Annotated in this window: 18 protein-coding genes and 1 pseudogene; 12 read left to right on the top strand and 7 right to left on the bottom strand. The window is 70.3% G+C overall.

Annotation, left to right across the window (positions count from 1 at the left end; translation table 11 throughout):
* Window positions 1-143: 143 nt before the first annotated feature.
* Window positions 144-1,919, bottom strand: coding sequence for a sigma-54-dependent Fis family transcriptional regulator (locus A6V29_RS16120; RefSeq protein WP_137161241.1), 1,776 nt, complete (start codon window positions 1,917-1,919; stop codon window positions 144-146).
* Window positions 1,920-2,234: 315 nt separating this feature from the next.
* Here A6V29_RS16120 and A6V29_RS16115 point away from each other — a divergent pair, with 315 nt between their 5' ends.
* The 3 genes and pseudogenes from A6V29_RS16115 (at window position 2,235) to A6V29_RS21770 (ending at window position 4,438) form a co-directional block, all read left to right on the top strand.
* A complete protein-coding gene (locus A6V29_RS16115) occupies window positions 2,235-3,164 on the top strand; it encodes an alpha/beta hydrolase (RefSeq protein WP_137161240.1) in 930 nt (309 codons plus the stop codon).
* A pseudogene (locus tag A6V29_RS22070) lies at window positions 3,124-3,405 on the top strand (NAD(P)-binding protein); the annotation flags it as partial. The gene A6V29_RS16115 and the pseudogene A6V29_RS22070, both read left to right, overlap by 41 nt.
* Window positions 3,406-3,583: 178 nt before the next feature.
* Window positions 3,584-4,438: an NAD(P)/FAD-dependent oxidoreductase gene (locus A6V29_RS21770; RefSeq protein WP_249933282.1), complete on the top strand. Its 855-nt coding sequence runs from the start codon at window positions 3,584-3,586 to the stop codon at window positions 4,436-4,438.
* Between the two features lie 152 nt (window positions 4,439-4,590).
* Here the strand turns inward: A6V29_RS21770 and A6V29_RS16105 are convergent, their stop codons facing one another.
* The gene (locus A6V29_RS16105; protein ID WP_170977907.1) at window positions 4,591-5,394 is read right to left on the bottom strand and encodes a TetR/AcrR family transcriptional regulator; all 804 of its coding nucleotides are present in this window, start codon (window positions 5,392-5,394) and stop codon (window positions 4,591-4,593) included.
* 151 nt (window positions 5,395-5,545) lie between these two features.
* Window positions 5,546-5,692 carry a DUF1059 domain-containing protein gene (locus tag A6V29_RS16100; protein ID WP_137161238.1) on the bottom strand — a complete coding sequence of 49 codons (147 nt, stop codon included), beginning with the start codon at window positions 5,690-5,692 and terminating at the stop codon, window positions 5,546-5,548.
* Window positions 5,693-5,872: 180 nt separating this feature from the next.
* Between A6V29_RS16100 and A6V29_RS16095 the strand changes: the two genes are divergently transcribed.
* The 3 genes from A6V29_RS16095 to A6V29_RS16085 all read left to right on the top strand — a co-directional run bounded on the left by A6V29_RS16095 (window position 5,873) and on the right by A6V29_RS16085 (window position 8,908).
* Window positions 5,873-6,184: a 2Fe-2S iron-sulfur cluster-binding protein gene (locus A6V29_RS16095; RefSeq protein ID WP_137161237.1), complete on the top strand. Its 312-nt coding sequence runs from the start codon at window positions 5,873-5,875 to the stop codon at window positions 6,182-6,184.
* A 120-nt stretch (window positions 6,185-6,304) separates the two neighbouring features.
* Complete coding sequence (locus A6V29_RS16090; protein WP_212719484.1) at window positions 6,305-7,654, top strand: cytochrome P450; 1,350 nt, start codon at window positions 6,305-6,307, stop codon at window positions 7,652-7,654.
* A 12-nt stretch (window positions 7,655-7,666) separates the two neighbouring features.
* Window positions 7,667-8,908 (top strand): NAD(P)/FAD-dependent oxidoreductase, encoded by a 1,242-nt coding sequence (locus A6V29_RS16085; protein WP_137161236.1) that lies wholly within the window; start codon window positions 7,667-7,669, stop codon window positions 8,906-8,908.
* Window positions 8,909-9,052: 144 nt separating this feature from the next.
* On the opposite strand, the gene A6V29_RS16080 is transcribed toward A6V29_RS16085, so the two are convergent.
* Window positions 9,053-11,251 (bottom strand): MMPL family transporter, encoded by a 2,199-nt coding sequence (locus A6V29_RS16080; protein WP_137161235.1) that lies wholly within the window; start codon window positions 11,249-11,251, stop codon window positions 9,053-9,055.
* 131 nt (window positions 11,252-11,382) lie between these two features.
* On the opposite strand from A6V29_RS16080, the gene A6V29_RS16075 reads away from it, so the two are divergent.
* The 4 genes from A6V29_RS16075 to A6V29_RS16060 all read left to right on the top strand — a co-directional run bounded on the left by A6V29_RS16075 (window position 11,383) and on the right by A6V29_RS16060 (window position 14,857).
* Window positions 11,383-12,015, top strand: coding sequence for a TetR/AcrR family transcriptional regulator (locus A6V29_RS16075; RefSeq protein ID WP_170977906.1), 633 nt, complete (start codon window positions 11,383-11,385; stop codon window positions 12,013-12,015).
* Between the two features lie 204 nt (window positions 12,016-12,219).
* Window positions 12,220-12,555: a hypothetical protein gene (locus A6V29_RS16070; RefSeq protein WP_137161233.1), complete on the top strand. Its 336-nt coding sequence runs from the start codon at window positions 12,220-12,222 to the stop codon at window positions 12,553-12,555.
* Between the two features lie 74 nt (window positions 12,556-12,629).
* A complete protein-coding gene (locus A6V29_RS16065; protein WP_051515993.1) occupies window positions 12,630-13,151 on the top strand; it encodes a MarR family winged helix-turn-helix transcriptional regulator in 522 nt (173 codons plus the stop codon).
* Window positions 13,148-14,857, top strand: coding sequence for an MDR family MFS transporter (locus tag A6V29_RS16060; protein WP_051515992.1), 1,710 nt, complete (start codon window positions 13,148-13,150; stop codon window positions 14,855-14,857). Before A6V29_RS16065 ends, A6V29_RS16060 begins: the two co-directional genes overlap by 4 nt.
* Before the next feature lie 681 nt (window positions 14,858-15,538).
* On the opposite strand, the gene A6V29_RS16055 is transcribed toward A6V29_RS16060, so the two are convergent.
* Window positions 15,539-16,558 (bottom strand): AraC family transcriptional regulator, encoded by a 1,020-nt coding sequence (locus A6V29_RS16055; protein WP_166518254.1) that lies wholly within the window; start codon window positions 16,556-16,558, stop codon window positions 15,539-15,541.
* Between the two features lie 149 nt (window positions 16,559-16,707).
* Here A6V29_RS16055 and A6V29_RS16050 point away from each other — a divergent pair, with 149 nt between their 5' ends.
* On the top strand, window positions 16,708-18,210 hold the full coding sequence (locus A6V29_RS16050) for a flavin-containing monooxygenase (RefSeq protein ID WP_040339451.1): 1,503 nt from the start codon (window positions 16,708-16,710) through the stop codon (window positions 18,208-18,210).
* 73 nt (window positions 18,211-18,283) lie between these two features.
* Complete coding sequence (lipP1, locus tag A6V29_RS16045; RefSeq protein ID WP_137161232.1) at window positions 18,284-19,219, top strand: LipP1 family hormone-sensitive lipase; 936 nt, start codon at window positions 18,284-18,286, stop codon at window positions 19,217-19,219.
* A gap of 79 nt (window positions 19,220-19,298) precedes the next feature.
* Here lipP1 and A6V29_RS16040 read toward each other — a convergent pair whose 3' ends face one another.
* The gene (locus A6V29_RS16040; protein ID WP_051515990.1) at window positions 19,299-20,105 is read right to left on the bottom strand and encodes an SDR family oxidoreductase; all 807 of its coding nucleotides are present in this window, start codon (window positions 20,103-20,105) and stop codon (window positions 19,299-19,301) included.
* Window positions 20,106-20,464: 359 nt separating this feature from the next.
* The gene (locus tag A6V29_RS16035) at window positions 20,465-20,728 is read right to left on the bottom strand and encodes an SOS response-associated peptidase family protein (RefSeq protein WP_040339449.1); all 264 of its coding nucleotides are present in this window, start codon (window positions 20,726-20,728) and stop codon (window positions 20,465-20,467) included.
* Window positions 20,729-20,803 lie beyond the last annotated feature (75 nt).

Raw genomic sequence — 20,803 nt, 5'->3', positions numbered from 1 at the left:
ACCCGCCTCGAGGGGCACGGAGCGCTGACGTCATCCCACCGTGTCCGACGGGCGACACGCTGCATACGAGCCCGCGGCGGGAATAGCCGTGGGAGGACTCTCAGATCGCCCGCACCGCGAGGGACACGCCGCCTGGCGCGCCGTCAGCTGATTCCGAATTCGCGGATCTTGCGATAGAGCGTGTTGCGCCCGATGCCGAGCGCCTGTGCAGCCCGGCTCCGGTTCCCGCCGGCAGCGCGAAGGGCCTCGGCCACGGCTTCCCGTTCCGCTGACTGCAGCAGCCCGACGGTCTGACGTGAGCTCCGCAGCTCGTAGGGAAGATCGTCCATCTCGACGATCCCGCCGCGGGATCGGCGGGCCAGGAGCACGACCGTGTTACGGAGCTCGGTGAGATTTCCGGGCCAGTGCCACGACATCAGCCGTTCCCACACGGCCGGTGTGAAGCGCGCCGCGCAGTCCGGTTCCGGCAACTCCGCCTGCATCGCGCGGACGATCGTCGGCAGGTGCTCGCGACTCTGCGCCAGTCGGGGGAGCCGCACGGTGGTGGCCACCCGGCGCACGAGGCCGAGCACGGCGTCGTCGGCGTCGTCGAGATCGACGGTCAGCGCGATCGGGCTGCCCCGCTCGGAGAGCGCCTCCAGCTGCCGGGGCGTGGGAGCAGGGCCTTCGTGGAGCCGGCGGAGGACCAATCCGCGGTTCCCCGCGACGGCCGTACGCGCTGCTTCGAACCAGTCGGCGTCGGGGCGCGGCTCGACGACCAGGGGATCGGCGCCCCCCGCGCGGCGCACGGTGCGCAGTGCTGTCCACAGCTTTCCTGTGCCGCTCGTCCCGGTCACGGCCACCGTCTCGCCGTGCCGGGCCGCCGTCAGGAGTTGGCGGTCGACATCGGCGTCGAAGTGCAGCGGTTCAGGCGGCGGGACACGTACGGCGGTCCCGATGCCCCAAGGTGTCACGGGTGGTTCGTCCGGCGGTCGCCCGGGTCGGTTGGGCAGCAGACGCACCGTGTAGGCCACGGTGCCGCCGGCAGACACCGGTTCCACCAGCGCCTCGTGCACGCCGTCCGGCAGCGGGACCTGCATCCGCCGGGCCCGGTCCGGGCCGTGCTCGGACAGGAACCGCCACAACAACGGGTGCAGCTCCGGTCCCGTGTGGGCGAGCCCGAGCCGGTTCACCAGCACCGCGTCCTCGTCGACGACCAGTGCTCCCGTTCCCGTGCGTTCCAGCTCGAGGTAGGCCTGCACGAATCGCTGGCGTCGTTCGCCGGCCTCGTCCAGGAGTCGCGCCTCGATCTGGCGCCCAATGTCGCCGGCCATGACAGCCATGAGCGCGTGGACCTCGCGCATCGAGCAGGCCAGCGAGAAGGAGCCGACCACCCGACCGCTCCCGGGATCGATGACCGGCGTGCTGGCACAGGTGAGTTGCTCGAGCAGGGGGTTGTAGTGCTCCGGACCGCGGACGAGCACCGTGCGGCGCTCGACCAGTGCGGTACCGATCCCGTTGGTGCCGACCGATCGCTCCGAGTAGTCGAAGCCCTCCGCAGCGCTGGCCCGGTCCATGACGACGCCCTGCTGCCTGGGGGCGTGCCGCATCACGATGCGGCCGTGGGCGTCGGACAGGACCAACGCCACGGGGACGTCGGAGAGGCTGTCCCGGATCCGGTTCAGCACCGGGGCTGCCGCTCGGCAGAGCGCCGGGAGAACGTCCTGGGGCACGCGGTAATCGATGCGCTCCGGCGCCACCGGTACCCGGTCGCCGACGCAGCGGCGCCAACTCATCTCGATGTGCCGGGGCACGCCGCTCGCGCCGGGTGGGGCGGTGAGCAGCCCGCCCTCGACGAGGGCCTCCCGGGTGCGTCGGGTTCGCTCCAGCTCGGCCGGTGACAGGGTCGGCCGGCTGCGGGTCCGGTCCGGACGTGTCATCGCCACCCTGCTCTCAGCTGTCGGTGCCGGCCCCTCGGCCGCGCGCCGGATGCACGCTCATACCGTGCCCTAGATCACACCCGGGCCGCCAGCACCAGGAGTGCGCCGGACCGGCACATCGAACGGATTCGTCACCGGCGGTGCGACGGGCGCGGAGCCGCGCCTGTCGCGGCGCTGCCGCCACCGCTGCTGCGGTCGCGCGGTGTTCCACATCGGAACACCCGTGTGCCTCCTGACGTGGCGAGAGTGGTGTGCGTCACATGCACCGCGAGGCCGGCCCCCGGTCTCCGACACCATCCGGAGGAGCAAGCAGAGATGACGACGACGCCCTTCACCCGCCCGGCGGGCACGTCCGCGGAGTCCGACGCCCTTCGGGCGCTCTACGCCGACTGGTCGGACATCATCGCGACCACTCCCGACCTGACCACGCGGCTCTTCCGGAGCGTCTTCGACGAATGGCACCAGCCCACCCGCGAGCCGGAGGACGTGACTTACCGCGAAGAGACCGTCGGCGGGGTCCCGGGGATCTGGGCGCTGCCGATCGGCGCGGACACCTCGAAGGTGCTGCTCTACACCCACGGCGGGGGGTTCGCCGTCGGCTCGGCGTCCAGCCACCGCAAGCTGGCGGGGCACGTCGCCAAGGCGCTGGGCGTCACCGCCCTCGTCCTCGACTACCGGCGAGCCCCGGAGCACCCGCACCCGGCGCAGGTGGAGGACGGCGTCGCGGCGTTCACCGCGCTCGTCGAGCGCGGCATCGCGCCGGCCGACATCACGACGATCGGCGACTCCGCGGGCGGCAACCTGGCTGTCGCCATCCCCCTGGCGCTGAGGGACCAGGGCAAGCCGCTGCCCGGCCGGGTGATCGCATTCTCCCCTTGGTTGGACATGGAGAACGCTGGCGAGACCCTGGTCAGCAACGCCGCGACCGACGCGCTGGTCAACGTACAACTGCTCGAAGGGATGATTGCCGGCGTCCTCGCGGGGGGCGCGATCGATTCGAAGACGCCGCTGGCAAACCCGCTGTACGCGGACCTCACAGGCTTGCCGAAGCTCTACATCAATGCGGGTTCCCTGGAGACCCTCGCCGACAACGCCACCCGGCTCGCCGACAAGGCCGAGGCGGCAGGGGTGGACGTGACCCTGTCGGTGGTCGAGGGCATGCAGCACGTCTTCCCGTTCCTGGCCGGTAACGCGCCCGAGGCCGATGACGAGATCGCCGCGATCGCCAAGTGGTACCGGGGCTGACCTCGCCGATCGCTCGTCATCGCAGCCCCGGGCGGGGCGTCCACCGTCGGCCACATCTGCAGGAGGACCCATGAGCACCACCCCTACCCCCGATGTCGACGCGATCGTCATCGGGGCCGGCTTCGGCGGCATCTACATGCTGCACAAGCTCCGGAACGAGCTCGGCCTGACGGTTAAGGCATTCGAGAAGGGGGGCGGCGTCGGCGGCACCTGGTACTTCAACCGGTACCCCGGCGCGAAGTCCGACACGGAGGGCTTCGTCTACCGCTACTCCTTCGATAAGGACCTGCTCCGGGACTGGGACTGGTCGACGCGCTACCTGGACCAGCCGGACGTCCTCGCCTACCTCGAGCACGTCGTCGAGCGCTACGACCTCGCCCGGGACATCCAACTGAACACCGAGGTGACCGGGGTAGGCGATGAGCGTCTCCGAGGAGGAGCGCAACAGGGTGTTCCAGGAGAACTGGGACAAGGGCAACGGCTTCCGGTTCATGTTCGGCACGTTCTCCGACATCGCCACGAACCCGGAGGCGAATGCAGCCGCCGCAGCCTTCATCCGCGCGAAGATCACCGAGATCGTCCGCGACCCGGAGACCGCGCGGAAGCTGACCCCCACGGACGTCTACGCCAAGCGTCCGCTCTGCAACGAGGGCTACTACGAGACCTACAACCGCGGGAACGTGGAACTGGTCTCGATCAAGGAGAACCCGATCCAGGGGATCACGCCGAACGGCGTGCTGACCGCCGACGGGGTGGAGCACCAGCTCGACGTCCTCGTCCTCGCCACCGGGTTCGACGCGGTCGACGGCAACTACCGGGCGCTCGATCTGCGTGGGCGTCGCGGTCGGCACATCGACGAGCACTGGGTCGACGGTCCGACCAGTTACCTGGGTGTGGCGAAGGCCGGCTTCCCGAACATGTTCATGATCCTCGGCCCCAACGGTCCGTTCACCAACCTGCCGCCGAGCATCGAGGCCCAGGTGGACTTCATCGGCGAGCTGGTCCGTGCAGCCGAGCGCGACGGTGTGCGGACCCTCGAACCCACCGAGGCCGCGGAGGAGGCGTGGACGGCCGTCTGCGAGGAGATCGCCAACATGACCCTGTTCCCGAAGGCCCAGTCGTGGATCTTCGGGGCCAACATCCCGGGCAAGAAGAACGCCGTCATGTTTTACATGGCAGGGCTCAGCGCCTACCGGCAGAAGCTCGCTGAGGTGGCCGCGAACGGGTACGACGGCTTCCGGATGAGAAGACAGGCCGACCCCGTAGCGGTCTGACTGTGTTCACAGAGGTCGAGCTGTGCGGCAGCGAAGAAGGTGACCGGGGAGACGGCGACGCCGGCCGCCGCTTCGGTCGCCGGGCCAATCGGGCTACCAGAGCCGACCTGACACGGAAGGCTCGGCGCGTCGTACGGTGAGGTTCACCTGCATCAGCTGGAGACCGGAGGTCTTGGAGAGCCAGATCGACGATCCCGCCCAAGGTGATCGCCATGAAGGCGCGGCTCTGGCTGTGACGGGCGTGCTCGGGCCCGGTGCTTGTGCTCCGTCGTGATGGCCATGCCAGGCTGCAATTCGGGCCCGGGGTTCAGCTGGGCTGCCCCCCCTGCTGGCAGGGTGAGGAGCCAGATGTCGGTGACCTCGTCGAGCATCACCTCGCGGTCGATGCCCTTCTGCTCCAGCACGACGAGCCGGTACGCGAGCTGGTCGAGCTGGATCATGAGCAACTGCAGCCGCAGGTGTGCGCGATCGCGTTCCTGACGAGGGACGCGCGAGAGGTATCCGGAGAACTCGTCGGCGAAGCCGGCGAAGCTGCCCTCGAACTGCGCGGCGAGTTGTGGGTTCGCGGCCAATGCCTCGCGCACCGCCCGGACCATGTTGGAGTGCTGCCCGTACCAGTTCAGCGTGTTGCCCAGAGACGCCCGCAGCTCGGTGCGTTGGCCGCTGACCAGCGCCTCGTCCACCTCGTGCCAGTAATCCGGCGTCTCGGTCAGATTGGCCCGCATGAGGGTCATGAGGACGTCGGACTTGTCGGTGAAGTGTAGGTAGAACGTCGCCCTGCTGACGTTGGCGGACGTTGCGATGTCCCCGACGGTCGTGCCCGAGTAGCCGTTGCGCTCGAAGATGTGCTCCGCCGCGGACAGCAGCCGTTGGCGGGTCGCCTCCCGCAACTCCTCCCTCACCGTCATGGTCGGAGGAGCGCCGGCGCCTGACCAGTTGTCCGTAAGCGCGTCCACGGTGCGACGATAGGTGATTCTCATGCCTGGAGCGGTTCGCAGGAGGGAGTCGCTGCCGGGGCGCCCCCCACGTCGATCCCTGTGTCGTGGGCAGACCGCTGACGCCGAGGTCGCCCTCGGCCCGGGACGCGCATCGCGGCGCACGCCGGGATCACGACGCCATGAACACGATCTGCTCGCGGGTGTAGGTCCGTCCCGGATGCGCCTCGCTCAGGTGCGACTGCGCCTTGGTCACCAGATCGTCCTCGTCGACGCCTTCGATGACTTCCCCACAGGGGCAGTTCAGGTACATCTCCACGTGTCTCTCCTCTCGTCGTCCGTGGCGAGGCCTCTGGAACATCACGCCGGACCGGGCATCTACCCGCCCCTTGCGATGCGGGCTCGCCGCCGGCAATACCGCTGACGGGGCGACATTGACTGGACAGTGTGTCAGTTGTAGCGTCCGTCACACTCCAGAGCATCACAGGGAAGGCCGGAAATGGAAGTCACCTTCATCCTGCAGGACAAGACGTCGCACACGGTCGAGGCTGAGCCGGGCTGGAAGCTGATGGAGGTGGCCGTCGACAACGCAATCCCCGGCATCGACGGGGACTGCGGTGGAGAGGCGGCCTGCGCCACCTGTCACGTGTACGTGGCTCCGGAGTGGCGCGACGCGACCGGCGAGCGCACCGCCGACGAGCAGGCGATGCTCGGCAGCACCTTCGGTGTCCGTGACAACAGCCGGCTGTCCTGTCAGATCACCACCTCCGAGGAACTGGACGGTCTGTCCGTTGAGGTCGTCGGCAGCTGACCCGCGCCTCGGCGCACGAACGCCCAGGCGACGGAGAGGCAGCGCCCCCCACGTCGAGTCCGCGCCGCCTGTGATCACCGGTTCCGCCACCGTCCACGCACCGAACTGGAAGGCAGACGCATGACCACTGCAATGTCACGAGCGGCTACGGACCTCTCCCCGGAGCAGGCAGCTGCCCGGGAGCGCATCTACGCCGCTCCCCTCGAGACGCTCGACCCGGCCAAGCCGGAGCGCTTCCCGACCGGCGAATGGCAGTGGGTCTTCGAGCGCCTGCGCGCCGAGGACCCGGTGCACCTCACGGCCGAAGAGCACTCCGAGTTCGGTCGGTACTGGTCGCTGACCAAGTGGGAGGACATCCAGGCCGCGGACACCAACCACGAACTGTTCTCCGCGGACGGGCTCATCACGTTGCAGAGGCCGCAGACGCCCGAGCAGGCGGCGGCGGCCTTCAACGACGGCACGATGACCGAGGAGGAGATGCGGAGGCGGCAGGAGGCTGGCATCCGCTCCCTGCTCAGCATGGACCCGCCTGACCACGAGATCCACCGCGGCGCGGTGGCCGAGGGTGTCGCCCCCGCGAACCTGGCGGCGATGGAACCGCTGATCCGTGAGCGCGCCGGTGCGATCCTGGACGGCCTGCCCATCGGGGAGGAGTTCGACTGGGTCGACAAGGTCTCGATCGAGTTGACCGCGATGACCCTGGCGACGCTGTTCGACTACCCGCAGGAGAAGCGCCGCCAGCTGACCTACTGGTCGAACGTGATCACCTCGCCGGCCGGTCCGGGCCAGCCTGCCGAGACGCAGGAAGAGCACGACCAGGCGGTGCGCGAGTTCTTCATGACGATGTCCGACATGGTCAACCGTCGACGGAGCGAGGAGCCGCGCCTGGACTTTGTCTCGCTGATGGCGCACAGCCCCCACTCGACGAACTTCACCGACGCCGAGCTCTTCGGCGACAGCGTGGTGCTGCTGGTGGGCGGCAACGACACCACCCGCAACACGATCACCGGCTCGGTCTACCTGCTCGACAAGCACCCGGAGGAGAACGCGAAGCTGCGGGCCAACCCGAAGCTGATCCCCTCGATGGTGTCCGAGACCATCCGGTGGCAGACCCCTCTGACCCACATGGCGCGGCGGACGACCAGGGATGTCGAGATCAAGGGAAAGGTCATCCCCAAGGGCGACCGCGTGGTCATGTGGTATGTGTCCGGCAACCGGGACGAGGCCAAGGTGGTCGACGCGAACTCGTGGATCGTCGACCGCAAGAACCCGCGCCAGCACCTCTCCTTCGGCTTCGGCATCCACCGCTGCCTGGGAAACAAGGTCGCCGAGCTCCAGCTTCGGATCATCTGGGAGGAGATCCTGAAGCGTTTCCCCGAGATCAAGGTGGTGGGCGAGCCCGAGCGCCACTCCGACCACTTCATCAAGGGCTACGAGAAGCTGACCGTCGTCATCCCGCGCCGCAACTGATCGGGTCCTCCTTTGCCTCTGTCATCCGTCGTCGTCGTGGGGGCGGGCGCCGGGGGCGCCCAGGTCGCCGCGTCCTTGCGGCAGGCCGGGTTCGCTGGATCGATCTCTCTGATCCACGGCGAGCCCGGCCTCCCATACCAGCGTCCGCCCCTGTCCAAGGCGTATCTGCTGGGCCGGCTCGAGGCCCGGAAGCTGCTCCTGCGGCAGGAGCACTGGTACGCCAAGCAGCAGGTGGACCTGGTGCTCGACCGCGTCGTCGCCGTCGACCGCGCCCGGCGCCAGGTCCATCTGGCCGGCGGCGGGGCGCTGCCCTACGACCACCTGATCCTGGCGACCGGCTCCCGCAACCGTGAGCTGCCGGTTCCCGGGACCCACCTCGACGGCGTCATCGGCATGCGGACCCGCGCGGACGCGGATGCACTCGCCAGCCGCGTCCGCGGCGGTGTCGAGGTGGTCGTGGTCGGTGCGGGCTTCATCGGCCTGGAGTTCGCCGCGGTCGCCGCTGCGCGCGACGCGTCGGTGCAGGTCCTGGAACTCGCCGACCGGCCGATGGCGCGCGCCGTCTCCGAGCCGACCGCCCGGTTCATCCGGTCGGCGCACGAGAGCTGGGGCGTGCGGTTCGACTTCGGCCAGGCGCTGACCGCCATCGACGGCGAGGGGCACGTGGCCGGCGTGGAGACCAGTGACGGTGGGCGACTACCGGCCGAGCTGGTCGTCTACGGCATCGGCGTCGTGCCCGAGACCGAGCTGGCGGAGGAGGCCGGGCTGGCGATCGAGAACGGGATCCGGGTGGATGACCGGTTGCTGACCAGCGATCCGGACATCTCGGCCATCGGCGACGCAGCCAGCTTCCCGAGCACGCACACCGGGGGGCGCATCCGGCTGGAGTCGGTCCAGAACGCCGTCGACCAGGCGCGTCACGTGGCCGCACGACTGATGGGCGCCTCGATCAGCTACGACGCCCTGCCGTGGTTCTGGTCCGATCAGGGCGACCTCAAGATCCAGATCGCGGGGCTCGCCGTCCCGGGCGACGACACGGTGGAGCTGGCGCTACCCGATCCCCGCGAGAAGTCCATCCTGCGCTTCCGGGGCGATCGGCTGGTGGCCGTGGAGACCGTGAACCGCCCGGGTGACCACGTCCTCGCCCGGAGGATCCTGGGCGGCACCGCCGGTCCGTCCCCGGTGGAGGCCTCGGCCCCGGGCTTCGACCTGGCCACCTGGCACGCATCCCAGGGACTGGTCCACACCGGCTGACGGGCCGGGCACGACCGGCGGACGGGCCTGCTCGTGGGGAGGTGCCCGGCCGGGCGGAGCGGCGAGAAGCGGTGCGGGCCGCTCCCCGATCTCGTCGGGGGGCAGCCCGCACGCTGAGCATCGCGCCTGGTGCCGCAGGTGTCCTCAGCTTCGGACGTCGGCGAGCTCCCGGTCCGGCACCGGGGTGTGGCGTTCGAGGGCGGAGCCTTCGATGTCCACGTTCGGCAGCGCGCGGTCCAGCCAGGGCGGCAGGTACCAGGCGCTGCGCCTGAGCAGCGTCATGACCGCCGGGACGATTGCCATCCGGACGACGAAGGCGTCGACGAGCACGCCGAAGGCGAGGGCGAACCCGATGCTCTTGATGGTGGCGTCCGGACCCAGGACGAATCCCGCGAACACCGACGCCATGATCAACGCTGCCGCGGTCACGACCCGGGCACCGTGACGGAACCCGCCGATGACGGCCTCACGCGGCTCGGCGCCATGCACGTGTTCCTCCCTCATCCGGCTCACCAGGAAGACCTCGTAGTCCATCGCCAGGCCGAACAGCAGGCCGATGAGCAGGATGGGCAGGAAGCTCACGATCGGACCTGTCGACGCGACCCCGAGCAGGTCGGCCAGCCAACCCCACTGGAACACAGCCACCAGGGCGCCGAAGGTGGCCGCCACGCTCAGGAGGAAGCCCAGGGTCGCCTTGAGCGGCACCAGGATGGAGCGGAATGCCACCATCAGGAGCAGCATGGCGAGGCCGACGACGACGGCGAGGAACAACGGCAGCGCGTCGGCCAGCTTCTCGGAGATGTCGATCCCGAGCGCTGTGTTGCCGGTGACGGCCAGTTCGGAGCCGGTCTCCTCCGTCAGGCCGGGACGCAGGTCGCGGATGTCGCTGACCAGGTCCTCCGTCGCGGCCGCGGACGGCCCTTCGTCCGGGATGACAGTGATCGCGGCGGTGTCGCCGGCGGGGTTCGGCCGCGGCGGTGCCGTGGTCGCAACTCCGTCGAGCGCGGCGATCGCCTCCGCGGTGGCGTCGAAGGCGGCGTCGGGCGCCTCGGCGTCCGTGGCATCCACGACCACGTTGAGCGGACCGTTGAAGCCGGGCCCGAAGCCCTCCGCGAGCAGGTCATAGGCCTGCCGCTGGGTGGCCTCCTCGGAGAGATCGCCGTCGGTGGGCAACCCCAACCGCAGGTCCAAGGCAGGCAGGGCGATGACGCCGAGGCCCACGACGGCGGCGAGGACGACGGGTACGGGACGGCGGGTGACGAAGCGCGCCCAGCGCGTGCCCAGCGACTCCGTGGTGGCCAGTGCCGCCTGGCGGCGCCGCAGGCCCGGCACCGGCCAGCGGCTGAACCGGTCGCCGGCGAAGCCCAGCATGGCCGGCACCAGCGTCAGCGCGACCAGGACCGCCACGCCCACCATGCCGGCCGCGACCAGACCCATCGTGGTCAGGAAAGGGATGCCGATGACGGTCAGCCCGGCCAGGGCGATCATGACGGTGAGCCCAGCGAACACCACCGCGCTGCCGGCGGTGCCGACCGCGCGCCCGGCCGCCTCGCGGGCCGGCGTGCCCGCCACCAGCAGCTCCTTGTGCCGGATGATGATGAACAGCGCGTAGTCGATGCCCACCGCCAGGCCGATCATCAGGCCGAGGACCGGGGTGGTGCTGTCCATGTCGACGACGGCCGAGAGAGCCCGCACCGCGGCTATGCCGGTGGCCACGCCGATGAGCGCAGAGAGCAGAGGCAGGCCGGCGGCGAGAAGCGTGCCGAAGGTGACCGCCAGGACGACGAGGGCGACGACCACACCGATCGCCTCGGCGATGCCCTGCTCGGGCGCGGCCTGTGTGGCCTCGCCGCCGAACTCCACCTGGAGCCCCGCGTCGCGCGCGCCGTTCCCCACGTCGAGGAGGTCGGCGCGCGCCTCATCGGTGATGTTGTTGGGCTGCACCTCGTAGACGACGGTGGCGTAGGCGGTGGTCTGGTCCCCGGAGACGCCGCGATCCTGGAAGGGGTCGCTGACCTCGATCACCTGCTCCGCCTCGGCCGCGCTGGCGAGCGTCTCCTTGATGGCGGCGCTGATCTCCGGGTCGCTGACCGTCCGACCTTCGGGCGCTCGGAAGACGACGCGGGCGACGGCGCCACCCGCCGCACCGTCGGGGAAGCGCTCCTGCAGCGTCTCCAGAGCGGTGACCGACTCGACGCCGGGGATGGAGAGCTGCGCGTCGGCGTCCTTGCCGACAGCGCCGGCCAGGCCGCCGAGCGCGACCAGCGCGAGCACCCAGGCCATGAGGACTGTCTTGCGACGGTGGAAGGCCCAGCGTCCGAGACGGTGGAGGAAGACGGCCACGAGCGGGCTCCGGGGGTCGAGGGCGGTGGGGTTCTCGGCAGCAGTGACCAGCCGATCGGCTAGAGGCTACTAGCCAGACGGCTAGTCCCGCCGTGGCTATGAGGATGCGGTCGGGTGGCTACTCTCACGTGGTGACCAGCCCACCGCTCGCGACGCCGGAAGCGCTCAGCCCGGCGTCGGCTCCGCGCACTCCTGGAGCGCAGCGCGTGCTGGAGGCTGCCCTCGACCTGTTCGCCACCCACGGGTTCGATGGCACCTCGTTGCAGGAGATCGCGGACCGGCTCGGCATCACCAAGGCTGCCGTCTACTACCACTTCCGGACCAAGGACGAGCTCCTCCTCGCACTGGTCAGGCCGGCGCTGGACGAGTTGATCCGACTGGTCGAGATCAACGGCGCGAGAGTGAGTCGGCAACGGAGCCGGGACATCGAGGTGGCGGGATACGTCGACTACCTGCTGCGGCACCGCAGGCTGGCCGGCTACCTCGTCCGCGACGCCGCCGCCATGTCCCGGCCTGCCGTCCTGGAGCTCACGACGCGGCTCCGGGGCAAGGTGGAGTCGATGCTCTTGGGGGACGGGGCGGACGATCTGGGCGCGGTCTGGGGAGGCGCGACCCTGCAGGCGCTCACCGGCGCCCTGCTCGCCGCGCCGGCCGACGTCACCGAGGACTGGCTCCGCGAGGAGCTCACCGAGATCACCGAGCAGATGCTCGCCGGCTACCGCAAGGCAGTCCGCCGCCGGGGAGCCATGCTCTCCGTCGGATGAGCCGGACCGCGGAACAGCCCACTCGCGGGGTCACCAGCTGCGTCCGCCTCGGGTCCGCCGTCCATGACGAGAGATGTGAGGGGGTGGCGGACCACCGCGCCCTCCACGAGCCGGGACTGAGACAGGTCGTCATGACCCCTCAGTCAATTAGGATGCCTGTCTCCCGTCTGGGCGCCGTGACCCCGGAGACCGCGGCGCCATCGGTTGATCGGCGGCGACATGGGCGGTGTCTCGTTCTCGGCCTGGGAAGCGATGGACGCGGCACTCTGGCGTCTGCTGGAGGAGACCCTGTCCGTGTTCACATGGACGGCGGCAGCCGCATCATGTCTGGGCGCTGCGGCCTTGTCCTGCTACGGCATCTACGCCTCCGCCGGACACCTGCTCGGCCGTCGCCTCGGGCCGACCGAGCTCGTCGACAGCTTGCCTCCATCGGGAGTCGACGATCAGGTCGTGCACCGTGAGGCGGTGCGGGGTATTGCTGCCTTGGAGTCCTGGCTCGCCCAGGCGTCACCGGGATCGGTGGGCGACGACGATGCCTGATCGCGGCCGGGGAGGCTGCGGCGGACCAGCTCTGTGCGGCTGGACGCCGTACAGCAGCCGAGTATGGTTGGGACATGCAACCGGATCAGGGTGGGGTTGCCCTCGAGTCGCTGGAGCGCATTGAACAGGCGCTGACCCACCTCGTCCACCGAGCACAGCGCGTCCGGCTTCATACCGATGGGCCCGTACAGCTGCTGGACCGGAGCGCGTACACGATCCTCGGCCTCCTGAACGACGCGGGACCCATGCGCAACGGGGCGTTGGCGGCCCGCCTGCACCTCGACGCCTCGACGGTGAGCCGGCACGTGGCCGCCCTGCAGCAGGCCGGGCTTACCACGCGGGAGGCGGATCCGGACGACGGACGGGCCTGCCGGCTGCGACTGACGTCCGCCGGGCAGAGTGCAGTCGCGGAGACACGCCAGCTCCGCCGGAATGCCGTCCGCGAGCTGGTCGGCTCCTGGCCGACCGACGAACAGGACATGTTCGCGGCGCTGCTGGAACGGTTGAACGCGGATCTCGACGGCCTGGCCAGCGACGCAGCGCCTGGCGGACAGCCTGCCGACACGACTCGTGCGGAAGAGGTCGTGCGCGCGTGAGTTCTCCTGCTCCCCGTAACCCGCCTCCGGACTCCGCCGGCGGCGAGGGTCTGCCGCCGCTGGGGCACCGGCAGATCGTGACAGTGCTGGTCGGCCTCATGCTGGGCATGCTCGTCGCGGCGCTGTCGCAGACGATCGTGGCGACGGCGTTGCCGACCATCGTGGGGGAGCTCGGTGGGCAGGAACAGCTCGCCTGGGTGGTGTCGGCGACGCTGCTGACTTCGACTGCATCCACGCCGATCTGGGGCAAGTTGTCCGACCTCTACGGGCGGAAGATCATGTTCCAGTCCGCCATCGGGATCTTCCTGCTCGCCTCTCTCGCCTGTGGCTTCGCCCAGGACATGGCCCAGTTGATTGCATTCCGCGCGGTCCAGGGCATCGGCGCCGGTGGGCTGATGGCGTTGTCGCAGGCGATCCTCGGCGACATCGTCAGTCCGCGGGAGCGTGGTCGCTACCAGGGCTACATCGGATCGGTGTTCGGCATTGCCACCGTTGCGGGGCCCTTGCTCGGCGGGTTCCTCGTCGAGCACCTGTCCTGGCGATGGACCTTCTGGGTAGGCATCCCGATCGGCGTGGCCGCCCTGCTGGTCACCGAGCGGGTGCTGCGACTGCCGTTCCCGCGCAGCAAGCGCTCGATCGACTGGCTGGGCGCGTTCTTCATCGTGGGCTCGGTCAGCGCTCTGCTGCTGGTGCTGTCGCTGGGCGGCAAGGAGTTCGCCTGGAACTCCGCGTGGACCTACGCGCTCGCCGCCGCGGCGGCCGTCCTGCTGGCCCTCGCCGTGTGGCAGGAGCGTCGCGCTCGCGAGCCGATCATGCCGCCGCACCTGTTCGCGAACCACACGTTCGTCATCACAAGTCTGGCGGGCTTCGTCGTCGGCGTCGCCATGTTCGGGGCGATCGTCTTCCTGCCGCAGTATCTGCAGATCGTCAAGGGGCAGTCGCCGACCGCCTCCGGGCTGCTCACGCTCCCCTTGATGGTGGGCCTGCTCGGCGCCTCGATCGGGTCCGGGCGAGCCATCACCGCCACCGGCCGGTACAAGATGTTCCCGGTCGTCGGCCTGCTGCTGGCCGCCGCCGGGCTGGGACTCATGAGCCGGCTGGCCGCCGACACCTCGCTGGTCGTGGCCGGGGGGTACATGTTCGTCACCGGTGCCGGGATCGGGCTGGTCATGCAGGTCCTCGTTCTTGCCACCCAGAACGCCGTGGAGCGGAAAGATCTCGGCGTCGCGACCTCTGGTGCCACGTTCTTCCGCTCGCTCGGTGGCGCGCTGGGGGTGGCCGTGTTCGGCGCCCTGCTCACGCATCGCCTCGCCGACACCATCCCGTCCCGGCTCGCCGAGGCCGGCGTCCCGGCCGACAGGCTCGGGGGAGGGGCTCCGACGCTCGGCAGCCCTGAAGAGATCGGCGCGCTGCCCGAGCCGGTGTACACCGCGGTCATCACAGGCTTCGCCGATGCGCTGCAGACCACCTTCCTCGCCGCCGTCCCGTTCGCCTTGGTCGGTTTTCTCGTTCTGCTGTTCCTGCGGGAGACCCCGCTGCGCCGTCACCCGCAGGAGCAGACAAGCGGTGAAGACCTCGCCGAGGCCTTCGAGACGGCGGTCGTTCCGGACTCCGATCTCCGGCGCGGAACCGACGACGTCGCTCGCCCTCCTCATTCCGACACTCACGGCACGGCAGGCACGCAACCACCGAAGGCCCGGCCGTAGCGTTGTACGCCCGCGGCGGCCGCGACACGACCGCCTCCGCCGACCTCCGAAACGCGGAGGCCCGAGGGGTCATTCGGGTCGCAACCCCACCCGGTCGCGTGGGACAGCGGGGGCCGAAACCCTTCCTATTGCGGCGCCACGGGGCGACGATGGTTGCTGCGTGCAACGCCGGGAGAAGCGCCGACCGGCGGTGCTGTCTCACCCCCTGACGGCGCTGGACCCCTACGGAGTGGGGTGCGCGGTGGACTGCTATCTCAGAGGCACCCTGTATCTCCAGGCCGCTGCGATGTGGCTTCGGGCCGTGGCGCGGTTCCTGCTGTGGTGCCTCATGACTGGCGGCCTGGCCATGGGCACGTCGTGGGCAGGGCGTCCGGCGGTACTGACCAACTGGCTGGCGGCCGGGCCCCCGACCTGGCAGGGGCCGTGTCGCCGACAGGTCATGATCGCGCTGGAGGCGGCGCGGGGGTTCGCCGAGCTGGAGTCCTGGATGCGGGCCGGCTGTCCGCCACGGGCTGTTCGGCCGGAGCGGGACCGCACAGGGCCGCCGAAGACCTCTGACTGAGCGGCCTCAGGGAAAGGCTCAGTCCTGGGGTCGGTGCAGCCCTGGAGGGCCCGGCGCGTCGCTTCTCGACCCTCCGATGCGACACCGGGGTTCGATGCGCAGCTCAGCCCGCGCCGCCGTCACTCCGGCCCGGCCGCAGGCCGGGACGTGTCACCGCTCGTGGACGGCCGGGTTTCCCCCTCCCTCCAGCGGCCGGGGCTGACTCCCTTCCACCGCCGGAAGGCATGGACGAAGGTGGAGGCATCCGTGTAGCCGAGGCGTCGAGCGACCTGCTCGACGTTCAGACCGGCGGTCACGAGCAACTCCTCCGCCAGGTGTTCACGTGTCTGCTCCACGATCGCGCGGAACGTGGTTGCCTCGTCGCGGAGCATCCGGCGCAAGGTCCGCACGCTGACGTGCATCTCCGCGGCGACCTCCTCCTGTCCGAGGATCCGGCCCCCGGTGTGCACCAGGAGGTCACGCACCCGCCCGCTCGTCCCTCGCCGTGAGTGGCGGCGCTGGAGGAGGTCCCGGCACTGGGCCTCGCAGAGTGCGGCGGTCAGGGGGGCTGCCTGCGGCAACGGCTGGTCGAGGAGGGCAGCGTCGAAGACCAGGACCGACCGTGCGGCGCCGAACCGCGGCGGCACTCCGAACGCGGTCTCGTACGGCGTCGGATCGGCGGGCTGCGGCAGTCGCAGCGCCACGCGCAGCGGCACGACAGGGCGCCCCAGTGTCTCCCGCCACAGCTGCAGGGCCGCCGAGCTGTCGCGGAGCAGGACGAAGCGCCGGACGTGTTCCGGGACGTCCAGGTCGTCGAAGAACAGCCGGACCTCGCCGTCGTCCTCCCGGGCGCTGACGCGCGTCAGCGCGTACGTGAGGTCCACGAATCGCATCGCGACCTCGGTCCCCTCGCGGAGGGTGCGGCTCGAGAGCAGGGCGAAGCCCCAGATGCCGTAGCTCGCCAGCCGGTATCGCGCTCCGGCGGTCAGGCCTGCGTCCTCGGGCAGCGAGCCGGCGATGGCAGCGATTGCACGCATCTCCTGCTCGCCGGTGATCTCGGCAGCCGGGTCCTCGAGGGCTTCTTCCGGTATCCCCCCGCCGGCCAGCACGTCACGGCGGGGGAGGCCGTGCTCCACGGCCAGCCCACACAGAAGTGCCACGCTGCCCGTGCCGCGGACGGGCGCGTCGAAGGGGTGTTGGGGGTTGGCCGGAATACTCAACTCACGGCCGATTGTGGCATGGCTCACCTCCGCCTCGCACGGCTAGCTTCCGTCGTGACCGACATCACCAGGCAGATGGGCAATGAAGCATGACCTTGACGGCAGAAGCAGCAACCGGCACCGCGGCGGAGACCCAGCACGTCGACGTGCTCGTGGTCGGGGCGGGGATCTCCGGGATCGGCGCCGCCTATCACCTGAAGCAGCAGTTCCCGGACAAGAGCTTCGTCATCCTCGACGCGCTGGACGCCCGAGGCGGCACCTGGTGGACCCACCGCTACCCCGGCGTCCGGTCCGACAGCGACCTGTTCACCTTCGGGTACAAGTTCAAGCCCTGGCGGGGGGCGTCGATCGCCACCTCGGACGAGATCCTGTCCTACCTGGACGAGGTCATCCAGGAGAACGACCTGGGCGACCGGATCCGCTACCGGCACCGGGTGAGCGCGGCCAGCTGGTCCTCGGAGGAGAAGCGCTGGACTGTGCAGGTGACCCGTGAGGACACCGGCGAGTCGCTGCGGTTCACCACCGACTTCCTCTGGATGTGCCAGGGCTACTACGACCACTCCCGGCCCCACCAGCCGCAGTGGGAGGGGCTGGACCGGTTCCGCGGTCATGTCGTGCACCCGCAGCAGTGGCCCGCGGACCTCGACTACGCCGGCAAGCGCGTCGTCGTCATCGGATCCGGAGCCACCGCGGCCACCCTCGTGCCGGCCATGGCGCAGGAGGCGGCGCACGTGACGATGCTGCAGCGCTCGCCGACGTTCTTCTTCGCCCGCCCCAGGACCCACGAGCTGGCGAACACACTCCGCGCCCTGGACGTCCCTGACGAGTGGACCCACGAGATCCTCCGGCGCGCGTACATCGCCGAGGGGGACGAGATCACCCGGATGTCCAAGGAGGCGCCCGACGAACTGCGGGCCTTCATCATCGAATCGATGCGTCCGCTGCTACCCGAAGGCTTCGACATCGACAAGCACTTCAACCCCACCTACCGGCCGTGGCAGCAGCGGCTCGCCCTACTCCCGGACGGCGACCTGTTCACCGCCATCCGGGAGGGCAAGGCATCGGTGGTCACCGACACCATCGAGACGTTCACCGCGACCGGGATCCGCACGTCCTCGGGTGAGGAGATCGAGGCCGACGTCGTCGTCACCGCCACCGGATTCGACCTGAGCCTGTTCGGGGGAGTTGCCTTCACAGTCGACGGAGAGCCGGTCGACTTCACCGAGCGGGTCACGTGGCGCGGCATGATGATCAGCGGCGTTCCCAACATGGCCTACGTGTTCGGGTACTTCCGCGCCAGCTGGACCCTGCGTGCCGACCTGGTCAGCGAGTTCGTCTGCCGGTTGCTCGCTCACATGGAGGAGCGGGGTGTGGCGACCGTCGTCCCCACGCTGCGCCGGGAGGACGACGGTATGCAGCTGCGGCCCTGGGGCGACCCGGAGAACTTCAACGCCGGCTACGTCATGCGCACCATGCACCTGATGTTCAAGCAGGGGGACCAGGAGCCCTGGGTCCACCTGCGCGAGTACGCCGAGGAGCGCGACTCGTTGCCTGCGCTCGACCTCGACGACAGCTCGCTGGTGTACGGCTGACCGGCCGTCGCGCCGCACCGCTTCCGGAGTCCCTTCCCGCACGTCCCCAGCCGTCCCCCACAAGGAGAACCCTGTGCCGGTTGACCCGCACATCGCCGCCGTCCTCAGCATGATCGACCAGGCAGGCATGCCGCCCATGTACGAGGGGAGCGCCGAGGCCGGGCGCGCCCAGTACCTCGCGCTCACCCACGGCTCCCGGGCGCCCGAACACGTCGTCCAGGTCGGGAGCAGTGAGGACCGGACGGTGCCCGGTGCCGAGGGTGACCTCGAGGCGCGCGTCTACCGCCCGGAAGGCGAGGGCCCTTTCCCCACGGTGATCTTCTTCCACGGCGGAGGCTGGGTCATCGGCGATCTCGACACCCACGACAACATGGCGCGCAACGTCTGCAAGGGCAGCAACGCCGTCGTGGTGGCCGTGGACTACCGGCTGGCCCCGGAGCACCCGTTCCCGGCCGCAGCGGACGACGCGGTGGCCTCCGCCCGCTGGATCGCCGGGCACCTCGACGAGTTCGGCGGGGACCAGCGGCTGGGCCTCGCCGGGGACAGCGCCGGCGGCAACCTCGCCGCGGTCGTGGCGCAGGTACTGCACGCCGACGGGACGCCGCTGGCCGGCCAGTTCCTGATCTACCCGGCCGTGGACGCGGAGGGGGAGTACCCCTCCCGCGTGGAGAACGCCAAGGGCTACTTCCTCGAGAAGGACACCATGGACTGGTTCTACGGCCACTACGCAGGCGCCTGGGACGACGCCAAGGACGCCCGACTGTCGCCGCTGCACGGCGCCGACCTGTCGGGGCTGCCTCCTGCGGTCGTCGTGACGGCGGAGTTCGACCCGCTCCGGGACGAGGGCGAGGCCTACGGCGAGGCGCTGCGTGCCGCGGGCGTCGCCGCGGACGTCCGTCGCTACGGCGGCATGATCCACGGGTTCTTCGACATGGGCGCCATCTCGCCGGCAGCGCAGAGCGCGATCGACGAGAGCAGCGCCCGGTTCGGCGAGCTGCTGCGCGGCTGAGGGGTCCGGGCAGCCGACCCGCCACGGGGGGGCCGGCTGCCCGGCGCTCGAGCCGTGGGTGCGACGAACCGCGGGTCGGTCACGCGGGGGACGTGTCCACCGGCGGGACGAATTCCCGGGCCACGACGCGGAGATCGTTGTGCTCTCTCGCCGCTGGAGAGCACAACCACCGGATGGCCGGGCCCATCACCGCAGGCTCCAGCAGGCCGCCCCGGGCCTCATCCGGCAGGTCGTCGGGGATCATGCCGGTGACCGTGGCGCCACCGGGCAGCAGCAGGTGGACGTGGACGCCCGTGCCGGCAAGGTCGGCGGCCATGACGCGGGACATCGCGTCGGTGGCGGCCCTGGACGGGCCGTAGGGCACGAACCCTCGGCGACGCATCGTCTCCTCGTTGATGCTGACGTTGACCACGGTGCCGTGTCCCGCCGCGACCATGTCGGGTACGACCGCGCGGGCCACCAGGAAGTAGCCGGTGACGTTGGTGGCAATGAGGTCGGCGAAGCCCGCCGGGGCGACCTCGTAGAACCGTCGCGGCTCGGTCAGGAACCGCGGATTGACAGTCCGCATGCCGATGCCGGCGTTGTTCACCAGGACGTCGATGCCACCCAGGGCAGCGCGCGCCGCCGCCACGCCATCGGCGACGGAGGCCTCGTCCCGCACGTCCATCGCAATTCCGGTCGCCGATCCGGGCCCGGCGGCAGTCTCCTGCTCGGCGACCCGGCGCGCGCGGTCGGCGTCCCGGCCGGTCAGGACCACTGAGGCCCCATCGGCCACCAGAGCCCGCACCATGCCCAGCCCCAGCCCGCTGGTGCCGCCGGTCAGCAGCACCCGCACGCCGCTGACATCGGTCTCCCGCGCTTGGCTCTCGATCGCCTGATCGGGCATCCGATCCTCCACCGCCGGGTTCCGCGTCCCCCAGAACCCTGCCATGACGCCGGGGCCCTCGCCGGGCGATGACGGACGGGCGATCAGGTCGAGGACGCAGCGGGTGGCCGTCCCGGGAGACGCAGGTGCAGGACCAGGACGAGCGCGCTGACGGCGAACAGGCACCAGGCCAGTCGGTGCAGGTTCCCGGTGTCGATCTGGTCGCCGAACAGCAGTCCCAGCAGGCTGGCCGAGAGGATGGTCCCCGAGGTAGCGCGAGGTCTGGAAGAGGCCGGCTGCCGCCCCGACCTCGTCAGGCGGGACCGTGTCGTACAACGCCGTCTGCAGCCCCAGGTTGGTGGATCCGACGCTCACGCCGATCACCGCGAGCAGCCCCGCCGTCGCCGCGTTCGACAGCTCCACGAGGGCACCAGGCCCCAGCGCACCGCCCGGAGCTCGCGGTGCACGCCGCGGGTCAGCGCGCCCTCGGCGTCGCGCTCCTTCTTCCAGCGGACGACGTGCACGTCCTTGGTCGGGGCGACGTTGTAGTCGGCCGGCACCGGGGACTGCCCGCCGGCCGGTACGGCCTCGAACTCCAGCGCCAGGTCCTCGGGTTTGCGGCTGGCGGCGTAGCAACCGCACATGGGCGCCTCCTGGCACAGGTTCGGCTGACCTCTCGCCCTGTAGGTGCGCCCGCTGACAGCGGGCCGCCCCGTGAC

Origin of the sequence: Blastococcus sp. CCUG 61487 (assembly GCF_005222955.1) — a bacterium.
In the GTDB taxonomy this organism is placed as follows: Bacteria; Actinomycetota; Actinomycetes; order Mycobacteriales; family Geodermatophilaceae; genus Blastococcus.
Note: the sequence above shows the minus strand (reverse complement) of the source record. Positions and strands in the feature narration are given on the sequence as shown.

Bases quoted from the DNA above. Each gene is read 5' to 3' on its own strand.
- A6V29_RS16120 (WP_137161241.1), bottom strand. From the start codon at position 1,919: ATGACACGTCCGGACCGGACCCGCAGCCGGCCGACCCTGTCACCGGCC.
- A6V29_RS16115 (WP_137161240.1), top strand. From the start codon at position 2,235: ATGACGACGACGCCCTTCACCCGCCCGGCGGGCACGTCCGCGGAGTCC.
- A6V29_RS21770 (WP_249933282.1), top strand. From the start codon at position 3,584: ATGAGCGTCTCCGAGGAGGAGCGCAACAGGGTGTTCCAGGAGAACTGG.
- A6V29_RS16095 (WP_137161237.1), top strand. From the start codon at position 5,873: ATGGAAGTCACCTTCATCCTGCAGGACAAGACGTCGCACACGGTCGAG.
- A6V29_RS16090 (WP_212719484.1), top strand. From the start codon at position 6,305: ATGACCACTGCAATGTCACGAGCGGCTACGGACCTCTCCCCGGAGCAG.
- A6V29_RS16065 (WP_051515993.1), top strand. From the start codon at position 12,630: ATGCAACCGGATCAGGGTGGGGTTGCCCTCGAGTCGCTGGAGCGCATT.
- A6V29_RS16050 (WP_040339451.1), top strand. From the start codon at position 16,708: ATGACCTTGACGGCAGAAGCAGCAACCGGCACCGCGGCGGAGACCCAG.
- A6V29_RS16040 (WP_051515990.1), bottom strand. From the start codon at position 20,105: ATGCCCGATCAGGCGATCGAGAGCCAAGCGCGGGAGACCGATGTCAGC.
- A6V29_RS16035 (WP_040339449.1), bottom strand. From the start codon at position 20,728: ATGTGCGGTTGCTACGCCGCCAGCCGCAAACCCGAGGACCTGGCGCTG.